This window comes from Stenotrophomonas sp. YJH_SMC_29 (genome assembly GCF_059371235.1).
In genome coordinates this window covers 115,986-135,239 of the sequence record NZ_JCAFUK010000010.1, presented here as the reverse complement: position 1 = coordinate 135,239, position 19,254 = coordinate 115,986, and the positions used below count along the sequence as shown (strand labels likewise).

The window sequence follows — 19,254 nt, the reverse complement described above, 5'->3', positions numbered from 1 at the left end:
GATCACTACTTCACCTCGAACTCGCCTACCAGCACGGTCTCGGCACGGTCCTTCAGCCGCATCGTCACGCTCTGGTCCTTCTGCTTCGGCGTACCCCAGTGGGTGGTCAGGCGCAGCATGAGCGTGGTGGCACCGGTGACCAGCTGCTGGCGGCTGCCGAAGTAGTTGGCCTCCACCTTGTACCTGCCCGGCTTGGCGTTGCGCAGCGAGAACTGCTCAGGTCCATAGCCACCGGTGAAGTCCTCCGACATCTGCCCGCCCTGGTAGGTCAGGCGATTGCCGTAGTACGCGCGCTCGCCGTTCGGGTCGGTCACCCACAGGTCCATGTCGCTGTTGTCGGCATCCCAGGACAGCACCACGCGCAGGTCCAGCGGCATTGCCTGCAGCAGGCGCGGGTCGATGGCCGAGGTATCCAGCCGCGGCGTGCTGCGTGCCACCAGGTTGGTCAGCTCATCCAGGGCAACCAGCGCGATGCCGTCAAAGCGGCTGTCCCACGGCCGCACCACCACCTGGTACAGCGGCGCCAGGGCCTGCTGCGGCTGGCCGGCCGCTGCCAGTGCCAGGCCCAGGTCACGGAAGCTCTGCGGTTCCTCCTGGCCCATCGCCAGCACCTGCTCGAATACCGGCACCGCCAGCGCGGGCGCGTCGGCCTGCATCAGCCGGTAACCGAGCACGCGCAGCAGGTGGCGGTTGTCCAGCTCCATCTCGGCCAGGTTCGACAGCACCCGCAGCGCCAGCTCGCGCTGGCCCTGCTCCAGCAGCAGGTCGGCCACATCAAGGAAGAACGCGCTGCTGTCGGCGTGGGCATCGCGCTCGGCCAGATAGCGGTCATAGAGCTGCGACGGCGGCCCCTGGCGCAGGCGCCGGGCGACGGCCGAGTCCGGCTGCCAGGCCGCCAGCTGGATGCCGAGCTGGCCATCGTTGGCGGCTGCAGCGGCATCGACCGAGCCGCCGGTGACCACAATCGAATCCAGTGCATTCTCCGACGCGGGCGCCGGACGACGCGCGCGTGCGCTGCTGGCCTGCATGCGCTGTTCTGCCGCCGCGGACATCGGTGCAGGCGCGGGCGGTGCCGCGGGCGCCGGTGCGACGAGCATCGCCATCGGCGCTGACTCGGCAGGATAGTCGGCCGAAGCAACGTGCAGCGCTGCTTCCTTGGCCCGCGGCGGCGCACCCTTCGGCCAGCTGCGGCTCCACCACTGCTGGCGCTCCTTCCAGCGCGCAGCCACCTGGTCCAGGCGCTCGCGATCGGCAGCAGCGCGGTCAGTCACCTGCCGTGCGAACCGCGCATCGTAGTCCGCGCGCAGCTTGCCGGACGGACGGATGGCATAGCGCAGGTAATCCTCCAGCGTCTCCAGCACGATCAACGAGGTGTCCGGCCCGACCAGGCCAAACTGCTGTGACAGGCGCTGCATGGCCTCGCGGTTGCCGCGGCGGTCGACGGCCAGTTGCTGCAGGCGCGCCTGCGCCCACAGGCCGGCCAGCAGTTCGCCGTCATCGCCTTTCTGCGTGGCCGGCAGCGCCTGCCATTCGCCGCCACCCACGCGCACCCGCATCGGCACGCCGTCGGCTGCCAGTCGTGCATGCAGCCACAGCCAACCCTGGGCTTCACTGCGACGGTCGATGACCACGTCCTGCACGCCGCGCCCCGCATCGACCTGCACATCCAACGGCGACGCCAGCAGCGCATGCGCGGCCGCGTCGACATCCTTGCCCAGCGCGACGAAACGGCCGCCATGCGCCTCACTCCAACCCCGCAGTCGCACGGCATCGGTGCGCGCGCCGGCGCTGCTGACCGCAAACAGGCGTTGATCCGGCGCCATCGCCGGCAGCTGTTCCGGCCCATAGGTCAGCAGGCCATCGCTGAACAGCATGTATTCCTTCACGCTCGATTGCGGCTGCCACTGCGCCAGCGCGCTGGCACCGTCCGGGCGCACGGCCTGCAGGGCTGCGCGCAGCTCGCTCCAGTTGCCGGCGCGGATACGGAATCGACGCACCGGCTCGGCGCGATCCCGCAGCACGGTCAACGCCACGGTGCCGTCACCCAGCGCAGCGAAATAGCGATCCAGCAGGGCGAACTCACGTGTGCGATCGCGCTGGCCCGCCGAGCCGGAACCGTCCCACAGCAGCCCGATCTCGCTGGGCAGCGTGCGCGGCGTGCTGCTGGCCGCCAGCGGCAGCTGCGCCAGCAGGTAATGGCCGTCCTGCCAGGGCGCCACCTGCACCTGTGCCTGGCGGGCTGCCGGCAGGCTCCACTGCAGTTGCTGCGGCAGCTGCGCACCCCTGCCCTGCCACTGCAGCTGGCCCGCGCTGATGCGGAAGGGTGCCGTACCTGCAGTAGTCGCGCCGGGGGCCTGCAGTTTCAGCTCAACCGAGGCTGCACCGGCGGCGAACTGCAGCGGCAGTATCCACTGCCAGCCTTGGCCGGCGAAGGCCAACGACTCGCGGATCACCAGCTGCACGCGCCGGCTGCCGCCGGCCGGCAGCGGATAGATGCGCAGCCGGAACTGGTTGCCGGCGGTCTGTTCCAGCAGCCCCGGGTCGACGCCACGACGGGCGATCTCCTCGAACACCTGGCGGCCGCGGTCCTTGGGCACCGGCACCGCGTCACGCATCTCGCCGTTGATATCCAGCGCGAAGCCGCTGATCTGCTGGCCATCGGCCAGGGGGAACTGCAGCTCGCCCTCCAGTACCCGCCGGTTGGGGTTGTGGAATTCCAGCGTGATCCGGGTCTGGGCGATGCCGGCCTGCACTTCGCCTTCGATGCGGGCTTGTCGTAATTGAACCGGCTGCTCAGCCGCCGGCGCGATCAGCAGCGGCGTGGCAGCCTGCGGCCGGGAGATCGGCGGCGACTGCGCGCCAGCGGGCCAGGCCGCAAGGGCCAGCAGCAATACGGTGCAGCAACGGGTGAAGACCATGACCGGACTCCAGTGGGATCGTGGAGCGTTGAACGCACCAGCAACCGTAACGGGGTTGGCGCCCCCCAAAAAGGGGACGGAGGGGATTAAGTCGCAATTGGCGTACAAGGCAAAAGCGGCTTAATCCCCTCCGTCCCCTTTTTCTATGCGGGCAGGCAATGCTCCACGATCAGCTGGATGGCGCTGCCGCCACGGTAGTCATCGCAGGCCAGCCGGTAGGCCAGGTGGACGTGACGTGATGGCGCGTTGCCGTGCCAGCCGCCGAAATGGATGGCGTTGATCGTGCCGGGTACGCCGGGCAGGCGCAGTTCCAGCTTCAGGTGACGCTCCTTCAGCACGCGCCAGTTGGCCACTTCGAAGTGGCCGTCGAACAGCGGCTCGGGGAAACCCTGGCCCCACGGCCCGGCCAGGCGCAACGCATCGGCGTGGCGATGGTCCAGCTCGTCCGCGGCCAGCTCGCCGTCACTGAGCACCTGCTGCTGCAGTGCCGCCGGATCGAGCATCTCCAGCACCACCGCGGCGAAGGCGGCCTTGAAGTCATCGACGTGGTCACGCCACAGGCTGAGGCCGGCCGCCATGGCGTGGCCACCGAAGCGTTCGATCAGGCCCGGGTGGCGCGCATCGACCAGCGCCAGGGCGTCACGGATGTGCAGGCCGGGAATGGAGCGCGCCGAGCCTCGCAGGGTGTCGGCGCCGGGTTCGGCCGGCGCGAAGGCGATCACCGGGCGATGCAGGCGATCCTTCATCTTCGACGCGACCAGGCCGACCACACCCGGATGCCAGTCGGCATCGAACAGGCAGGCCGCCACCGGTCGCTGCCCCGACATGTCGAGCACCACGCGGGTCAACGCCTGCTCGGCGCCATCGGTCATCGACTGCTGCACCGCACGGCGTTCTGAGTTGATCTGCTCCAGCGTCTGCGCGATCTCGCGCGCCTGGCGCGGGTCTTCGGTCAGCAGCAGCGCGATGCCCAGCGCCATGTCTTCCAGCCGGCCCGCGGCATTCAGGCGCGGGCCGAGCGCGAAGCCGATGTCGGTGGCAGTGAGCCGCGCGGCATCACGGCCACTGGCTTCGATCAGCGCACGCAGGCCGACACAGCCCTGCCCCGCGCGCAGGCGCCGCAGGCCCGCGCTGACCAGTGCCCGGTTGTTCGGATCCAGCGCCACCAGGTCGGCGACGGTGCCGACCGCCACCAGGTCCAGCAGCGTGGTCAGGTCCGGCCCCTTGCCATCGGCGAAGACGCCGGCCTCGCGCATGTGCCGGCGCAGCGCCATCAGCACGTAGAAGATCACCCCGACGCCGGCCAGTGACTTGCTGGGGAAGGCATCACCGTCGAGATTGGGATCGACGATGACATCGGCCGGCGGCAGCTGCGGCCCGGGAAGGTGATGGTCGGTGACCAGCACCTGCCAGCCACGCGCCTTGGCCGCGGTCACGCCCGCATGGCAGGCGATGCCGTGATCGACGGTCACCAGCAGGTCCGGCTGCAGCGCGGCCAGTTCCTCCACCAGCGACGGCGACAGGCCATAGCCATGCACCATGCGGTTCGGCACCGCGTGGAAGACGTGTTGCGCGCCGAGCATGCGCAGGCCGCGCACGCCGACCGCACAGGCGGTGGCGCCATCGCAATCGAAATCGCCGACCACCAGGATGCGCCTGTCATTGGCGATGGCCTCGATCAGCAGACCCACCGCATCATCGATGCCGGTCAGCAGCTCCGGCGCGTGGAGGCTGCCCAATTTCGGCAGCGCCAGCTCTGGCGTACCTGCGCCACGGCTGGCATACAGGCGCGCCAGCAGTGGCAGCGTGCCCTCTGGCCAGCTGCCGGGTACGACCGCATCGCGGCGGCGGATCATCGGCGTATCGGAGGAGGAGTGCGCAGCATCGGCGGCAAGGGACATCGGCATCGCCGGGTTGCGGAAGACATCCCCATGATAGCGCGGGGTCGGATCTCTCTGCCCGCAGGAGGCTCCACCCCGATCGCGAGCATTTGGAATTTGCCAGCATATCTTCCATGCTTGTCGGCCCGGAAATGGACTTCAACGCATGCATCGCACGCTCCTTCCCGCGCTGCTGGGCCTCGCCCTGGCCCCGGCCACCCACGCCGCCACGCCCGAACCGAAGGCCGGCGTGCAGTTCCAGCACAACGACTGGTCGCTGGCCTGTGACAACACCCGCACCTGCCGCGCCGCCGGCTACAGTCCGGAACAACCCGGCAACCTGCTCAGCCTGATGCTGGAACGCGCGGGCGGCCCGGGTACGAAGGTGCTCGCGCGGCTGCGCAATGGCGAGGATGGCGAAAGCGCGACGCCGGCCGGAGCGCTGCGCCTGCGCCTGAACGGCAAGGACCTGGGCCCGGTGCGCGACACGGGCGACGGGGACAAAGTGTTGTTGCAGCAGGCACAGACCGATGCACTGGTCGCCGCACTGCCGCGCCAGGCACGCATCGAGATCATCGACGGCAAGGGCAAGGCGTGGCCGATCTCCGACAGCGGTGCAGCGGCCGTACTGCTGAAGATGGACGAGGCCCAGGGCCGGCTGGGCACGCCCGGTGCGTTGGTGCGGCGTGGCGACAAGCCCGAAGCGAGCGTGCCTGCGGCATTGCCGGTGCCAGTGATCATGCGCGGCACGCTGGTGGCTCCGCGCGCCTTCGACGCGGCACTGGCGAAAGCACCGGGCCTGCGCAAGGCACTGATCGCCAGCCTGCCGAAGCCGGATGAGTGCGGCCGCCTGAGCGAGGGCGGGACAGATGAGATCGAGATCCAGCGACTGGACGCCCAGCATGTGCTGGCAAGCACCAGCTGCTTCATGGGTGCCTACAACTTCAGCAGCGGCTACTGGGTAGTGCAGGACAAGGCGCCGTACGAAGCACGCTTCGTCACGTCCGATGCGGAAGACTTCGATCGCGACGACGCTACGTTGAGCGGTCGTTTTCGCGGGCGCGGCGTCGGCGACTGCATCTCCGGCCACGACTGGGTCTGGGATGGAACGCGTTTCGTGAAGGCCAGTGCGTTCACTACCGGGCAGTGCCGGGGCGTAGCGGGCGGGCACTGGACGCTGCCGACGGTGGTCAGCGAGGTTCGTTGAGGCGCCGCTACCTGCGGTAGTGCCGGCCGCTGGCCGGCAACCCCGGGAAACATCGGGGTCAGAGCCATTTTCCGATGGCAAACGGATCCGATCCCGCTCGGCCGAGGCCCCGATCAGTCGTGGAGCTGGCGCGGCTTCTTCCAGAACTGCCAGCGCTGGCCGCGGTCGAGCTGGAACTGCAGACCGTCCTCGAAATCCAGCACCAGCCGTTGCAGTTCGCCACGCTTCAGCGCGGCCAGCAACGGCCGGATCGCATCGTTGCCGAGCTGCTGCAGCGAACGCAGCTGGCGCAGATCAACCAGTGCGTCCACCGCCTGCTCGCCGTCGACCGCCACACCGGCGGCCAGGGCCAGGCCCTGCAGCAGCGCGTCGCGGCTGCGCACCTGCGCGTGCGGCGTGCTGACCGACACCGGCATCACGCCACCGCCCCAGAACCACAGCGAATTGATCGGCTGCTGTCCCTGCGCGGCGCGCTGCTGGTTCCAGGAATGGTTGTGCAGCAGCACCTGCGCCTCGGTCATCAGCGCCCGCCAGCGGCGGCCGCCCTCGCCTTCCGGCAGGTGCGAGAACAGGTCATCGCCCAGCACCTCGTCCGGGCTGTCGAAGTCCGGCAGGACCACGTCGATCGGCAGGCGCAGGTACCAGCGCGAAGGATCAGGCGCATCGAGCACGAACCCGGCATCGGCGAACAAGGGTTGCAGCACCGGCAGCAACGCCAGGCTGTCGGCCAGCGTAGGCCGCAGCGTTTCGCCGTAGGCCATCATCCGCGCGCCATGCATGTCCGGCACCATGCAGGCCGGATCGGCACGCAGCCAGCTGGCGCCAGCGGCATCGCCGACATCGCGCTGGCGGGTCAGCGCGGCCACCGGCCAGTGCGGCGCGGCGACCGAGAAATGGCGTGACAGCTGCGCGCGTTCGCCCGGCGCGACCTGCACGGTCGTGGCACGGCCGAGCGCGCGTGCCACATCGTCCGGCAACGCCGCCGCGGCAAAGCGGCTGCGCGCCGGCAACAGCAGGGTCGCCGTCGCCACCCGGTCAGTCCACGTAGCTGACGCTGACGATCTCGTACTCGCGCTGGCCGGCCGGGGCGTCGATCACGATCGAATCGCCTTCCAGCTTGCCGATCATCGCGCGCGCCACCGGCGAGGAAATCGCGATCAGGCCCTGCTTGATGTCCGCCTCTAGGTCACCGACGATCTGGTACTTCTTCTCTTCGTCGGTTTCCACGTCGGCCAGGGTCACGCTGGCGCCGAACACCACCTTGGAGCCGGCATTGAGCTTGCTCACGTCGATGATCTCGGCGTGCGACAGCTCGCCTTCCAGCTGCTTGATGCGGCCTTCGATGAAGCCCTGTTCCTCGCGCGCGGCGTGGTACTCGGCGTTCTCCTTCAGGTCGCCATGCTCGCGCGCTTCGGCGATCGCGGCGATCACCTTCGGGCGCTTGACCGACTTCAGGTGATCCAGTTCGTCGCGCAGCTTCTGCGCGCCCTTCATGGTGATGGGGGCTCTCATGCATTCAACTCCTTGTGCAGCTCCTGCAGCGACCAGACGGGACCGGTGCCGCGGAATTCCAGTGAATCCACCAGCGCCTTGGCGCCGGCAATGGTGGTCGAGTAGGTGACGCGATGCTGCAGCGCCTCGCGACGGATCGAGAACGAGTCGTTGATCGCCGAACGACCTTCGGTCGTGTTGACGATGTAGACGATCTCGCCGTTCTTGATCGAGTCGACGATGTGCGGACGGCCTTCGACCACCTTGTTGATGATCTCGCAGTCCATGCCGTGCTGCTGCAGCCAGGCGGCGGTGCCACGGGTGGCGACCAGGCTGTAGCCACGCGCCAGCAGCGCCTTGGCCACCGGCAGCACGCGCTTCTTGTCCGGATCACGCACCGAGACGAACGCCTTGCCGACCGGCGGTGCCTTGATGCCACCCGCTTCCTGCGCACGCGCGAAGGCGGCGTTGAAGCTGCGGCCCACGCCCATCACCTCACCGGTGGAGCGCATCTCCGGCCCGAGGATCGGGTCGACGCCCTGGAACTTGGCGAACGGGAAGATCGCTTCCTTCACCGAGTAGTAGTCCGGCACGATTTCCTTGGTCGCGCCCTGCTCGGCCAGCGTCTTGCCGGCCATGCAGCGGGCGGCGATCTTGGCCAGCGGCATGCCGGTGGCCTTGGACACGAACGGCACGGTGCGCGAGGCACGCGGGTTCACTTCCAGCAGGTAGATGGTGTCGGCACCTTCGTCGCTGGTCTGGATCGCGAACTGGGTGTTCATCAGGCCGACCACGTTCAGGGCCTTGGCCAGCTCCACCACCTGGCGGCGCAGCTCGGCCTGGGTTTCAGCCGACAGCGAGTACGGCGGCAGCGAGCACGAGGAATCGCCCGAGTGCACGCCGGCTTCTTCGATGTGCTCCATCACGCCACCGATCAGGACGTTGCCGTCCTTGTCGGCAATGATGTCGACGTCGCACTCGACGGCGTTGTCGAGGAAGCGGTCCAGCAGCACCGGCGAATCGTTGGACACCTTCACCGCGTCGCGCACGTAGCGGGCCAGGTCGGCTTCACCGTAGACGATTTCCATCGCACGGCCACCCAGCACGTAGCTCGGGCGCACCACCAGCGGGTAGCCGATCTCGCGGGCCAGCAGCAGGGCTTCCTGGTCGTTGCGGGCGATGCGGTTCGGCGGCTGCTTCAGGCCCAGCTTGTCGACCAGCTGCTGGAAGCGCTCGCGGTCTTCGGCCAGATCGATCGAGTCCGGGCTGGTGCCGATCACCGGCACGCCGTTGGCTTCCAGCGCGCGCGCCAGCTTCAGCGGGGTCTGGCCGCCGTACTGCACGATCACGCCCTTCGGCTGCTCCAGTTCGACGATTTCCAGCACGTCTTCCAGGGTCAGCGGTTCGAAGTACAGGCGGTCGGAGGTGTCGTAGTCGGTCGACACGGTCTCCGGGTTGCAGTTGACCATGATGGTTTCATAGCCATCCTCGCGCAGCGCCAGTGCCGCGTGCACGCAGCAGTAGTCGAACTCGATGCCCTGGCCGATGCGGTTCGGGCCACCGCCCAGGATCATGATCTTGTCGCGGTTGCTCGGCGCGGCCTCGCACTCGTCCTCGTAGGTCGAGTACAGGTAGGCGGTGCCGGTGGAGAACTCGCCGGCGCAGGAGTCCACGCGCTTGTAGACCGGGCGCACCTTGTGCGCACGACGCAGCGCGCGGATGGCGGCTTCGTTGGTGCCGGTCAGCTGCGCCAGGCGCGCGTCGGAGAAGCCAGCGCGCTTCAGCTTGCGCAGGCGTGCGGCGTCCAGCGCGTCGATGCCACCGGCAGCGACTTCTCCTTCTGCAGCGATGATTTCCTCGATCTGGTCCAGGAACCAGTGATCGATGAACGACAGCGCGTAGATCTCTTCCACGCTCATGCCGGCGCGGAACGCATCGGCGACGAAGAACAGGCGCTCCGGGCCGGGCGCCTTCAGCTCGCGGCGCAGGGTCTGCAGGTCGTCTTCGTTGGACAGGTCCAGCCCGGTCGGATCGAAGCCGACCTTGCCGGTCTCCAGGCCACGCAGGGCCTTCTGCACCGACTCCTGGAAGGTGCGGCCCATCGCCATCACCTCGCCCACCGACTTCATCTGGGTGGTCAGGCGGGCGTCGGCGGCCGGGAACTTCTCGAAGGCGAAGCGCGGGATCTTGGTGACGACGTAGTCGATGGACGGCTCGAACGAGGCCGGGGTCAGGCCGCCGGTGATCTCGTTCTTCAGTTCGTCCAGGGTGTAGCCCACGGCCAGCTTGGCGGCGACCTTGGCGATCGGGAAGCCGGTGGCCTTGGAGGCCAGCGCCGAGGAACGCGACACGCGCGGGTTCATCTCGATGACGACCACGCGGCCGGTCTTCGGGTTGATGCCGAACTGCACGTTCGAGCCACCGGTATCGACGCCGATCTTGCGCAGCACGGCGATGGAGGCATCGCGCAGGCGCTGGTATTCCTTGTCGGTCAGGGTCTGCGCCGGCGCCACGGTGATCGAGTCACCGGTGTGCACGCCCATCGGGTCCAGGTTCTCGATCGAGCAGACGATGATGCAGTTGTCCGCAGTGTCGCGGACCACTTCCATCTCGAACTCCTTCCAGCCCAGCACCGACTCTTCCACCAGCACTTCGGTGGTCGGCGACAGTTCGAGGCCGCGGCTGACGATCTCGACCAGCTCTTCGCGGTTGTAGGCAATGCCGCCACCGCTGCCGCCCAGGGTGAAGCTGGGGCGGATGATGGTCGGGTAGCCGACGCGGGTCTGGATTTCCAGCGCTTCGTCCAGGGTGTGGGCGACGGCGGCGGTCGGGCATTCCAGGCCGATCTCACCCATGGCCACGCGGAACAGCTCGCGGTCTTCGGCCATGCGGATCGCTTCGCGCTTGGCGCCGATCAGTTCGACGTTGTACTTCTCCAGCACGCCGTTGTCGGCCAGGTCCAGCGCGCAGTTCAGCGCGGTCTGGCCACCCATGGTCGGCAGCAGCGCGTCGGGCTTTTCCTTGGCGATGATCTTCTCGACCGTCTGCCAGTTGATCGGCTCGATGTAGACGGCGTCGGCCATCTCCGGGTCGGTCATGATCGTGGCCGGATTGCTGTTGACCAGCACCACGCGGTAACCCTCGTCGCGCAGGGCCTTGCAGGCCTGGGCGCCGGAGTAGTCGAACTCGCAGGCTTGGCCGATGACGATCGGGCCAGCACCGATGATGAGGATGGTCTTGAGGTCAGTGCGCTTGGGCATTTTCTTCTCTAAGTCAGTACAGCGTGACAAGGGGGGTGATCGCACGCTGTCGATCAGGAATCTTGATCCGCAGCGCCGCGCCGGGGGCAGCAGCGATGCGGGGTTTACGGTCCATCGCGACGCCACCGGCAGGCCGGCGGCGTACTGATCACGCCTTGGCCTGCTCCATCAGCACCACGAAGCGGTCGAACAGCGGACCGACGTCGTGCGGGCCCGGCGACGCTTCCGGATGGCCCTGGAACGAGAACGCCGGCACGTCGGTGCGGGCGACGCCCTGGTTGGTGCCGTCGAACAGCGAACGGTGGGTCACGCGCAGGGTCGGCGGCAGGGTTGCTTCATCGATCGCGAAACCGTGGTTCTGCGAGGTGATCATCACCCGCCCGCTGTCCAGGTCCTGCACCGGGTGGTTGGCACCGTGGTGGCCGTGGCCCATCTTCATGGTCTGCGCGCCCGAGGCCAGGCCCAGCAGCTGGTGGCCCAGGCAGATGCCGAAGGTCGGGATCTTCACGTCGATGAAGGTCTTGATCGCTTCGATGGCGTAGTCACACGGCTCCGGGTCACCCGGGCCGTTGGACAGGAACACGCCGTCCGGCTTCAGTGCCAGCACTTCGGCGGCCGGGGTCTGCGCCGGCACAACGGTCACTTCGCAGCCGCGCTCGGCCAGCATGCGCAGGATGTTGGTCTTCACGCCGAAGTCATAGGCAACGACCTTGAACCGGGCCGGCACGCTGACGAAGGCATTGGCATCCAGGTCCAGCTGGCCCTCGGTCCAGGTGTAGGTCTTCTCGGTAGTGACGACCTTGGCCAGATCCATGCCCTTGAGGCCCGGGAACTTGCGGGCGGCTTCCAGTGCCTTTTCCACGTCGATGTCGCCGGCCATCAGCGCACCGTTCTGCGCGCCCTTCTCGCGCAGGATGCGGGTCAGCTTGCGGGTGTCGATGCCGGCGATGGCAACCACGCCACGCTGGATCAGCCAGTCCTGCAGCGACACCTGGCTGCGCCAGTTGCTGGGACGGCGCGGAACATCGCGCACGATCAGGCCGGCCGACCACACCTTGGACGCTTCATCGTCCTGGTCGGTCATGCCGGTGTTGCCGATATGCGGATAGGTCAGCGTGACCATCTGCCGGGCGTAGGACGGGTCGGTCAGAACTTCCTGATAGCCGGTCATGGCGGTGTTGAACACCACCTCACCGACGGACAGGCCGGGCGCGCCTACGGATTCGCCCTCGAATACGGTGCCGTCTTCGAGGACGAGGATTGCGGCTTGGGTCACGGGAATCTCACTTTGGCTACCGAGGGGGCTGCCGAAGTCACGCCTGCGCTTCACGGAAATCCGGTTGCAAAAAAGCGCGGACGTACGGTCTGGGACCGGTCCGGCTTTCGTGATTCGGCGAGTGCGAATTGTAGCGCTGCCGGGGCGCTCGCGCCAGCGGTTATCGCGCTTCATGAACAGGCGATTGCGCATTCATTTCAATCCGGCGGCGTATGCGGCAACCGCTACCGGATAGTGCCGGCCGCTGGCCGGCAATCCCATTGGCGCCCCGTAACCCAAGGTTGCCGGCCAGCGGCCGGCACTACCGCCTTACGCCAGCAGGTCCCGCACCCGGTAGCTGCCCGGGGCCCGGCCCTGCAGCTGGCGGGCGGCGAACAGGGCGCCGCGGGCGAAGATGTCGCGGTTGGTGGCCCGATGCACCAGCTCGATGCGCTCGCCCAGCCCGGTGAACTGGACCAAGTGCTCGCCGACGATGTCGCCTGCACGCAGGCTGGCGTAGTGCGGCTCCGCCCCACCCCGCTGCGCGGCCGCACCCAGGGTCAGCGCGGTGCCCGACGGCGCGTCCTTCTTCTGGGTGTGGTGCGATTCGACGATGTCGCAGTCCCAGCCGGGCAGCGCCTGCGCCGCGCGCTCGACCAGCTCGTCCAGTACCGCCACGCCCAGGCTGAAGTTCGAGGCCCAGACCAGCGGAATCTTCGCCGCTGCCGCCTCCAGCGCCTGGCGCTGCGTGCTGGAGATGCCGGTGGTGCCCGACACCAGCCCGGCCCCACGCTCCACGCACAGCGCCAGCAGCGGGTCGAAGCCCTCCGGCAGGCTGAAGTCGATCGCCACGTCGAACACCGGCGCGCCGGGCAGTTCGCTGGCACCGAAGAACGGCACGCCGTCGACTACGCGCTGCGCCGGCGCACGGCCGGTCACCGCAGCCACCATCTGCAGGGTTTCGGGATGTTCGGCGGCCAGCCGCAGCAGGGCCTGGCCCATGCGCCCGGAGGCGCCGTGAATGAGCAATCGCAGGGGAGTCTGGTTCATGCCTGCAGGCTAGCGGCAGCACGCCCGCTCCGGCAAGCGCCATCGCTGTGACGCTGCATGCTCTTTGATTGAGGGCGCTCATTCCTCGCGACGCACGGTGTTGCCTGCGCGCACCTGTCAGGCCGTTCGACTCCGGCGGTGACGGGTTTGCCACTGGACGCGGCAACGCTCCGCTTCAAGTCTGTGGCCCTCCCTTCAGCCGGGGCAACACCCATGAAATCCTCGACCGTCTTCAGCAAGTGCGCCAGGAAGACCGGCTTTGCCGGGACGTCGACGACCCGCTACCGCTTGTTGGATGCCGCGCTGCTTGTCGTGAATCACCAGCGCGCCAGCGAAAGCCGGGGCTTCTATGTGAATGCTGGACTCTACTTTCCGGAGCTGCTCGCGTATCCGCTCGCGCCTGACGATCTTGAAACGGCCTTCCGGTACCGCTCCAGCATTCCCACGCCCCATGTCGACTGGCGGATCGAAGAAACGCCGGGCCTGCGCCGGGCCTTCATCCAGCAGGATCTTGAAGATCTGCTCGAGGCCGGCAATCGCGACGCATTGAAGGCCCTGCTGCTCGATGCCCTGGCGGACGTGGCGGGTTTCGCAGCAGCCCATGGAAACCGCGCGTCGGTGCGGCGCCTGAACCGGGACGGGAACTTCCGGGCGATCATCCGCAGAGAGGTCTGAACACTGAGAGCGTGCGAACCAAGGTTCGCACCCACCCGGCGGCCGCCGCCGAGCATGGCTCGACGCTACTTCTTGGTCGGACCGCAGCTGTCGCAACCGCCACAGGCGCCACCACTACCCGTTGCCGGCGGCGCGATCTTTCGCCCCAGCGCCTGCGCCCAGGCCGCGCGGCCCGGCTTCAGCAGGGCCAGCGCCAGCGCCCCGCGCAGCGTGCGCACGGTCCCGGGGAACTGCTTCTTCAGCACCACCCAGGCACTGACCAGCACGGCCACCGCGATGATCAGGTACTGGACCAGCAGCCCGGTATCCATCAGCCGCCTCCCAGCGCCCTGGTCACCTGGTAGGTGATCAGCGCGGCCACATAGGCCGCCGCGAACAGGTAGAACGCCGCGAAGCCCATCTGCTTCCACGAGTTGGTCTCGCGCTTGATGGTGGCCAGCGTCGAGATGCACATCGGGGCGTAGATGTACCAGACCAGCAGCGACAGGGCCGTGGCCAGCGACCAGCCGTCGCTGATCAATGGGGTCAGTGCCTGGCTGGCGGCATCGTCGTCGGCCGCCGACAGCGCATACACCGTCGCCAGCGACGACACCGCGACCTCACGCGCGGCCAGGCCCGGAATCAGCGCGATGCAGATCTGCCAGTTGAAGCCCAGCGGCGCGAAGAACACGGCCATCGCATGGCCGATCCGGCCCGCGTAGCTGTAGTCGATCGCCGGCAGGGTGGCATCGACCGGGGCCGCCGGGAACGACAGCAGCACCCACAGCAGGATGGTCAGCGCCAGGATGATGCCGCCGACGCGCTTGAGGAAGATCATGCCGCGCTCATACAGGCCCACCGCCAGGTCACGCACGTGCGGCAGCCGGTAGGACGGCAGCTCCAGCATCAGCGGGTGCTCGCTCTTGTCGCGGCGCCACTTCTTCATGATCCACGACATCGCCAGCGCACTGAGGATGCCGGCCGCGTACAGGCCGAACAGGACCAGGCCCTGCTGGTTGAACACCCCCCACACCGTCTTCTGCGGAATGAACGCACCGATCAGCAGCGCATACACCGGCAGGCGCGCCGAGCAGGTCATCAGCGGTGCGACCAGGATGGTGGCCAGGCGGTCACGCGGGTCCTGGATGCTGCGCGTGGACATGATGCCCGGCACCGCGCAGGCGAAGCTGGACAGCAGCGGGATGAACGAGCGGCCGGACAGGCCGGCGGCGGCCATCATGCGGTCGAGCAGGAACGCCGCACGCGGCAGGTAGCCGGATTCCTCCAGCACCAGGATGAAGAAGAACAGGATCAGGATCTGCGGCAGGAACACCACCACGCCACCGACGCCGGCGATGATGCCGTCCGTCAGCAGGCTGGCCAGCGGGCCCTCCGGCAACACGCTGCCAACGAGAGTACCGAGCCAGGCGAAGCCAGCCTCGATGCCGTCCATCAGCGGCGTCGCCCACGCGTACACGGCCTGGAAGATCAGGAACATCACCACCGCCAGGCTGATCAGCCCGAACACCGGGTGCAGCAGCCAGCGGTCCAGTGCGTCGTCGATCTTCGCGGTCCGGGCCGGCATCCGCACGGCGACTGACAGGATCTCGCGCACCCTGGCGTGGTAATCGATGCCACCTTCCGGGCCCGGCACCGGTGCATCCAGGTGCGGCACCATCGCGTCCAGGCGCTCGACCAGGGCCCTGGCCCCCTGCTTGCGCACCGCCACGGTCTCCACCACCGGTACGCCCAGCTCGCGCTCGAGCGCGGCCACGTCCACCTGGATGCCACGGCGCTGGGCCGCGTCGACCATGTTCAGGGCCACCACCATCGGCTTGCCCAGTTCGCGCAGCTCCAGCGCGAAGCGCAGGTGCAGGCGCAGGTTGGTGGCGTCGATCACGCACAGCAGCACGTCCGGCGCCGCTTCGCCCGGGTAGAAGCCCCGGCACAGGTCACGGGTGATCGCCTCGTCCAGGCTGGCCGGATGCAGGCTGTAGGCGCCCGGCAGGTCGAGCACGGCGAATTCACGGCCGGACGGCGCACGCAGGCGGCCTTCCTTGCGCTCGACGGTGACGCCGGTGTAGTTGGCGACTTTCTGCCGGCTGCCGGTCAGCTGGTTGAACAGCGCGGTCTTGCCACTGTTGGGGTTACCGACCAGTGCGATGCGCAGCGGGGCGGAGGAGGCAGTAACGGTCATGCACGGCGTTCCTGACTGACGGCGTCGACCACGACGCGCTTGGCTTCACTGATCCGCAGCGCGAACCGGGTGAACCCGACCTGCACCAGCAGCGGCTCGCCCCCCACCGGACCCTTGGCCACCAGGCGTACTTCCTCGCCATTCACGAAACCCAGCTCGCGCAGGCGACGGGCAATGGCATCGTTGGCATGCAGGTCCTGCACGGACTCGACCACGGCCGAGGTGTGCAGCGGCAGTTCGGACAGCGTCATCTAGCGTGTTCTCTGCTGGATGTAAATGGTTCTCGATTCTAACATTCCCGCGTCGCGTCATGGCCCATGACCAACGGCCCGCTATGATCCATACAGGTATGGAGTGACTCTGGAATCCCATGAACGATGCTTTGCAGATCGAGCGCCGCGGCGCCGTCCTCACCCTCTGGCTGAACCGGCCGGAGCTGCACAACGCCTTCGACGCCAGCCTGATCGCCCGGCTGACCGCCGCGCTGGAGGCCGCCGGGCGCGACGATTCGATCCGGGCCGTGGTGGTGGCCGGTCACGGCGCCTCCTTCTCGGCCGGTGCCGACATGCAGTGGATGCGCGGCATGGCGGCGGCCAGCGAAGCCGACAACCGCGAGGACTCGCTGGCCCTGGCACGGCTGATGCGCACCCTGGACGAGCTGCCCAAGCCGACCCTGGCACGGGTCCACGGCGCGGCCTTCGGCGGCGGTGTCGGCCTGGTCGCCTGCTGCGACATCGCCATCGCCAGCACCGCGGCCCGCTTCGGCCTGACCGAAAGCCGCCTGGGCCTGCTGCCCGCCGTCATCTCGCCCTATGTGATCGAGGCCATCGGCCCCCGCCAGGCCCGTCGCTGGTTCGCCACCGGCGAGCACTTCGATGCCGACACCGCGCTGCGCATCGGCCTGGTCCATCAGCTGGTCGAGCCCGAGCGCCTGGACGAGGCGCTGGAACGCCAGCTGGCGCTGCTCGACAAGGCCGGCCCGATCGCCTCGTCCACCGCCAAGCAGCTGGTGCGGCAGGTCCGGGACAGCCATGACCGCGACGCCCTGGATCGCGATAATGCGGCCCTGATCGCGCGCCTGCGGGTCTCCGCCGAGGGCCAGGAAGGCCTGGGCGCCTTCCTCGACAAGCGCGCCCCCCATTGGGTCACGGAAGCCTGAACATGCTCGATCATCTTGGTTTGACCAGCGCCGACCTGGCGCGCAGCAAGACCTTCTTCCTGCAGGCGCTGGCGCCGCTGCAGATCGGCGTGGTGATGGAAGTGAGCGCCGAACAGACCGGCGACCACGACCACGTCGGCTTCGGCAGCGACGGCAAGCCGTTCTTCTGGCTCGGCAATGGCGGCACCGCCAGCCACGGCGTGCACGTGGCCTTCGCCTGCGCCCGCCGCGCGCAGGTGGACGCCTTCCACGCCGCTGCCCTCGCCGCCGGTGGCCGCGACAACGGCGCCCCGGGCCTGCGCCCGTGGTACCACCCGGATTACTACGCTGCCTTCGTGCTCGACCCGGACGGGAACAACATCGAAGCGGTCTGCCACCTCCCCGCCGCCGGGGTGGCCGCATGAGCGACTACGTCCGCATCGTCGAGGTCGGCCCGCGTGACGGCCTGCAGAACGAAAAGCAGTCGGTGTCCACCGCCGACAAGATCGAACTGATCAACCGCCTGTCGGCCACCGGCCTGCGCAGCATCGAGGCGACCAGTTTCGTCAGCCCGAAGTGGATCCCGCAGCTGGCGGACGCCGCCGAGGTCTACGCCGGCATCCAGCGCCGGCCCGGCATCCACTACCCGGTGCTGGTGCCGAACGAACAGGGCTACGACCGCGCCCGCGCGGTGGGCGTGGAGGAAGTGGCGGTGTTCACCGCTGCGTCCGAGGCCTTCAACCGCACCAACACCAATGCCGGCATCGACGAATCGCTGGCCCGGTTCGAGCCGATCCTGCGCCGCGCCGCCGCCGATGGCGTGCGCGTGCGCGGCTACGTTTCCACCGTGCTCGGCTGCCCTTACCAGGGCGAGGTGCCGCTGGCCGACGTGGTGCGGGTAGCGCGCGCGCTGCACCAGATGGGCTGTTACGAAATCTCGCTGGGCGACACCATCGGCGTCGGCACCCCGCGCAAGGCACGGGCGATGCTGCAGGCGGTCGCTGCCGAGATCCCGATGGACGCCTTGGCCGTGCACTTCCACGACACCTACGGCCAGGCCATCGCCAACATCGCCACCTGCCTGGAAGAAGGCGTGCGTGTGGTCGACAGCGCCGTGTCCGGTGCCGGTGGCTGCCCGTATGCGAAGGGGGCCAGCGGCAACGTCGCCAGCGAGGACGTGGTCTACCTGCTGCAGGGCCTGGGCCTGGACAGCGGCGTGGACCTGCCGGCACTGGCCGAGACCGGCCGCTGGCTGGCTGGCCTGCTCGGCCGCGCCACCGCCAGCCGCACCGGACAGGCGCTGGCAGCGACCGGCTGAGCACCCCGCTGCGCCGCTCCTGCCGGGGCGGCGCAGTGCACAACGGCGGCGGTCGCCGCTTCCGTTAGAATCGGCGGTTCTCGAACCTGCAGGACCGTTCAATGCAGCTGTCTTCCGTACGTGCCGTGATCACTGGCGGCGTCTCCGGCCTCGGCCTGGCCGTGGCCCAGCACCTCGTCGCCCAGGGCGGCAAGGTGGCCCTGTTCGACCTCAACGATGACAAGGGCGCTGCCGCCGTCACCGCACTGGGTGCCGACAAGGCCCGCTATTTCAACGTCAACGTCAGCGATGAGTCGGCCGTGGCTGCGGCCATCGACCAGGCCCACGATTTTCTCGGCGGCCTGAACGTGGCGATGAACTGTGCCGGCATCCTCGGCGCCGGCCGCGTGCTGGGCAAGGAAGGCCCGATGCCGCTGGCCGCTTTCCAGGGCACGGTGATGGTCAACCTGGTCGGCAGCTTCAACGTGGCCAAGGCCGCGGCCAACCGCATGCAGCACAACGACGCCGGCGAAGACGGCGAGCGCGGCGTGATCATCAACACCGCCAGCATCGCCGCCTATGAAGGCCAGATCGGCCAGGCCGCGTATGCGGCCAGCAAGGGCGGCGTGGTGTCGATGACGCTGCCGATGGCGCGCGAGCTGTCGCGCTTCGGCATCCGCGTCAACACCATCGCCCCGGGCGTGTTCTGGACGCCGATGGTCGATGGCATGCCCGAAGCCGTGCAGCAGTCGCTGGCCGCCTCGATCCCGTTCCCGTCGCGGCTGGGCAAGCCGGAAGACTTCGCCAGCCTGGTCGGCTTCATCCTCGGCAACACCTACCTCAACGGCGAGACCATCCGCCTGGACGGCGCCACCCGCCTCGCTCCGAAGTGATTCCCCCCGGGCGC

At 68.4% G+C, this 19,254-nt stretch carries 16 protein-coding genes; 6 read left to right on the top strand and 10 right to left on the bottom strand.

Going from position 1 to position 19,254, the window contains the following annotated elements:
- Positions 1 to 5: 5 nt before the first annotated feature.
- Both AC5P9I_RS12840 and recJ read right to left on the bottom strand, forming a co-directional pair.
- Positions 6 to 2,918: a DUF2135 domain-containing protein gene (locus AC5P9I_RS12840; RefSeq protein WP_049464320.1), complete on the bottom strand. Its 2,913-nt coding sequence runs from the start codon at positions 2,916 to 2,918 to the stop codon at positions 6 to 8.
- Positions 2,919 to 3,061: 143 nt separating this feature from the next.
- Positions 3,062 to 4,819, bottom strand: a complete 1,758-nt coding sequence (recJ, locus tag AC5P9I_RS12835; protein WP_235645205.1) for a single-stranded-DNA-specific exonuclease RecJ — start codon at positions 4,817 to 4,819, stop codon at positions 3,062 to 3,064.
- Between the two features lie 145 nt (positions 4,820 to 4,964).
- Here recJ and AC5P9I_RS12830 point away from each other — a divergent pair, with 145 nt between their 5' ends.
- Entirely contained in the window at positions 4,965 to 6,005 is a 1,041-nt protein-coding gene (locus AC5P9I_RS12830; RefSeq protein ID WP_049464321.1) for a DUF1176 domain-containing protein, read from the top strand.
- A 113-nt stretch (positions 6,006 to 6,118) separates the two neighbouring features.
- Here the strand turns inward: AC5P9I_RS12830 and AC5P9I_RS12825 are convergent, their stop codons facing one another.
- From AC5P9I_RS12825 to dapB, 5 genes are all read right to left on the bottom strand, one after another.
- On the bottom strand, positions 6,119 to 7,036 hold the full coding sequence (locus AC5P9I_RS12825; RefSeq protein WP_049464323.1) for a phosphoglycerate mutase: 918 nt from the start codon (positions 7,034 to 7,036) through the stop codon (positions 6,119 to 6,121).
- Positions 7,037 to 7,040: 4 nt separating this feature from the next.
- The gene (greA, locus tag AC5P9I_RS12820) at positions 7,041 to 7,505 is read right to left on the bottom strand and encodes a transcription elongation factor GreA (RefSeq protein WP_181453298.1); all 465 of its coding nucleotides are present in this window, start codon (positions 7,503 to 7,505) and stop codon (positions 7,041 to 7,043) included.
- Between the two features lie 8 nt (positions 7,506 to 7,513).
- Positions 7,514 to 10,756: a carbamoyl-phosphate synthase large subunit gene (carB, locus tag AC5P9I_RS12815; protein WP_049464325.1), complete on the bottom strand. Its 3,243-nt coding sequence runs from the start codon at positions 10,754 to 10,756 to the stop codon at positions 7,514 to 7,516.
- Between the two features lie 148 nt (positions 10,757 to 10,904).
- Positions 10,905 to 12,032 carry a glutamine-hydrolyzing carbamoyl-phosphate synthase small subunit gene (carA, locus tag AC5P9I_RS12810; RefSeq protein WP_049464327.1) on the bottom strand — a complete coding sequence of 376 codons (1,128 nt, stop codon included), beginning with the start codon at positions 12,030 to 12,032 and terminating at the stop codon, positions 10,905 to 10,907.
- Positions 12,033 to 12,341: 309 nt separating this feature from the next.
- Complete coding sequence (dapB, locus tag AC5P9I_RS12805; RefSeq protein WP_130768129.1) at positions 12,342 to 13,061, bottom strand: 4-hydroxy-tetrahydrodipicolinate reductase; 720 nt, start codon at positions 13,059 to 13,061, stop codon at positions 12,342 to 12,344.
- 213 nt (positions 13,062 to 13,274) lie between these two features.
- Here dapB and AC5P9I_RS12800 point away from each other — a divergent pair, with 213 nt between their 5' ends.
- Entirely contained in the window at positions 13,275 to 13,736 is a 462-nt protein-coding gene (locus tag AC5P9I_RS12800) for a DUF4304 domain-containing protein (RefSeq protein ID WP_057495100.1), read from the top strand.
- A gap of 65 nt (positions 13,737 to 13,801) precedes the next feature.
- Here AC5P9I_RS12800 and AC5P9I_RS12795 read toward each other — a convergent pair whose 3' ends face one another.
- The 3 genes from AC5P9I_RS12795 to AC5P9I_RS12785 are packed head-to-tail and all read right to left on the bottom strand — an operon-like array spanning position 13,802 to position 16,163.
- On the bottom strand, positions 13,802 to 14,047 hold the full coding sequence (locus tag AC5P9I_RS12795; protein WP_057495099.1) for a DUF6587 family protein: 246 nt from the start codon (positions 14,045 to 14,047) through the stop codon (positions 13,802 to 13,804).
- On the bottom strand, positions 14,047 to 15,912 hold the full coding sequence (gene feoB, locus AC5P9I_RS12790) for a ferrous iron transporter B (protein ID WP_053462673.1): 1,866 nt from the start codon (positions 15,910 to 15,912) through the stop codon (positions 14,047 to 14,049). Before feoB ends, AC5P9I_RS12795 begins: the two co-directional genes overlap by 1 nt.
- Entirely contained in the window at positions 15,909 to 16,163 is a 255-nt protein-coding gene (locus AC5P9I_RS12785; protein ID WP_049464336.1) for a FeoA family protein, read from the bottom strand. The genes feoB and AC5P9I_RS12785 overlap by 4 nt, the downstream gene beginning before the upstream one ends.
- A 119-nt stretch (positions 16,164 to 16,282) precedes the next feature.
- Here AC5P9I_RS12785 and AC5P9I_RS12780 point away from each other — a divergent pair, with 119 nt between their 5' ends.
- The 4 genes from AC5P9I_RS12780 to AC5P9I_RS12765 all read left to right on the top strand — a co-directional run bounded on the left by AC5P9I_RS12780 (position 16,283) and on the right by AC5P9I_RS12765 (position 19,240).
- Positions 16,283 to 17,071: an enoyl-CoA hydratase/isomerase family protein gene (locus AC5P9I_RS12780; RefSeq protein ID WP_130768130.1), complete on the top strand. Its 789-nt coding sequence runs from the start codon at positions 16,283 to 16,285 to the stop codon at positions 17,069 to 17,071.
- Positions 17,072 to 17,073: 2 nt separating this feature from the next.
- A complete protein-coding gene (locus AC5P9I_RS12775) occupies positions 17,074 to 17,475 on the top strand; it encodes a VOC family protein (protein ID WP_130768131.1) in 402 nt (133 codons plus the stop codon).
- A complete protein-coding gene (locus AC5P9I_RS12770; protein ID WP_064238405.1) occupies positions 17,472 to 18,368 on the top strand; it encodes a hydroxymethylglutaryl-CoA lyase in 897 nt (298 codons plus the stop codon). Before AC5P9I_RS12775 ends, AC5P9I_RS12770 begins: the two co-directional genes overlap by 4 nt.
- A gap of 101 nt (positions 18,369 to 18,469) precedes the next feature.
- A complete protein-coding gene (locus AC5P9I_RS12765; RefSeq protein ID WP_103282966.1) occupies positions 18,470 to 19,240 on the top strand; it encodes an SDR family NAD(P)-dependent oxidoreductase in 771 nt (256 codons plus the stop codon).
- Positions 19,241 to 19,254: the final 14 nt, after the last annotated feature.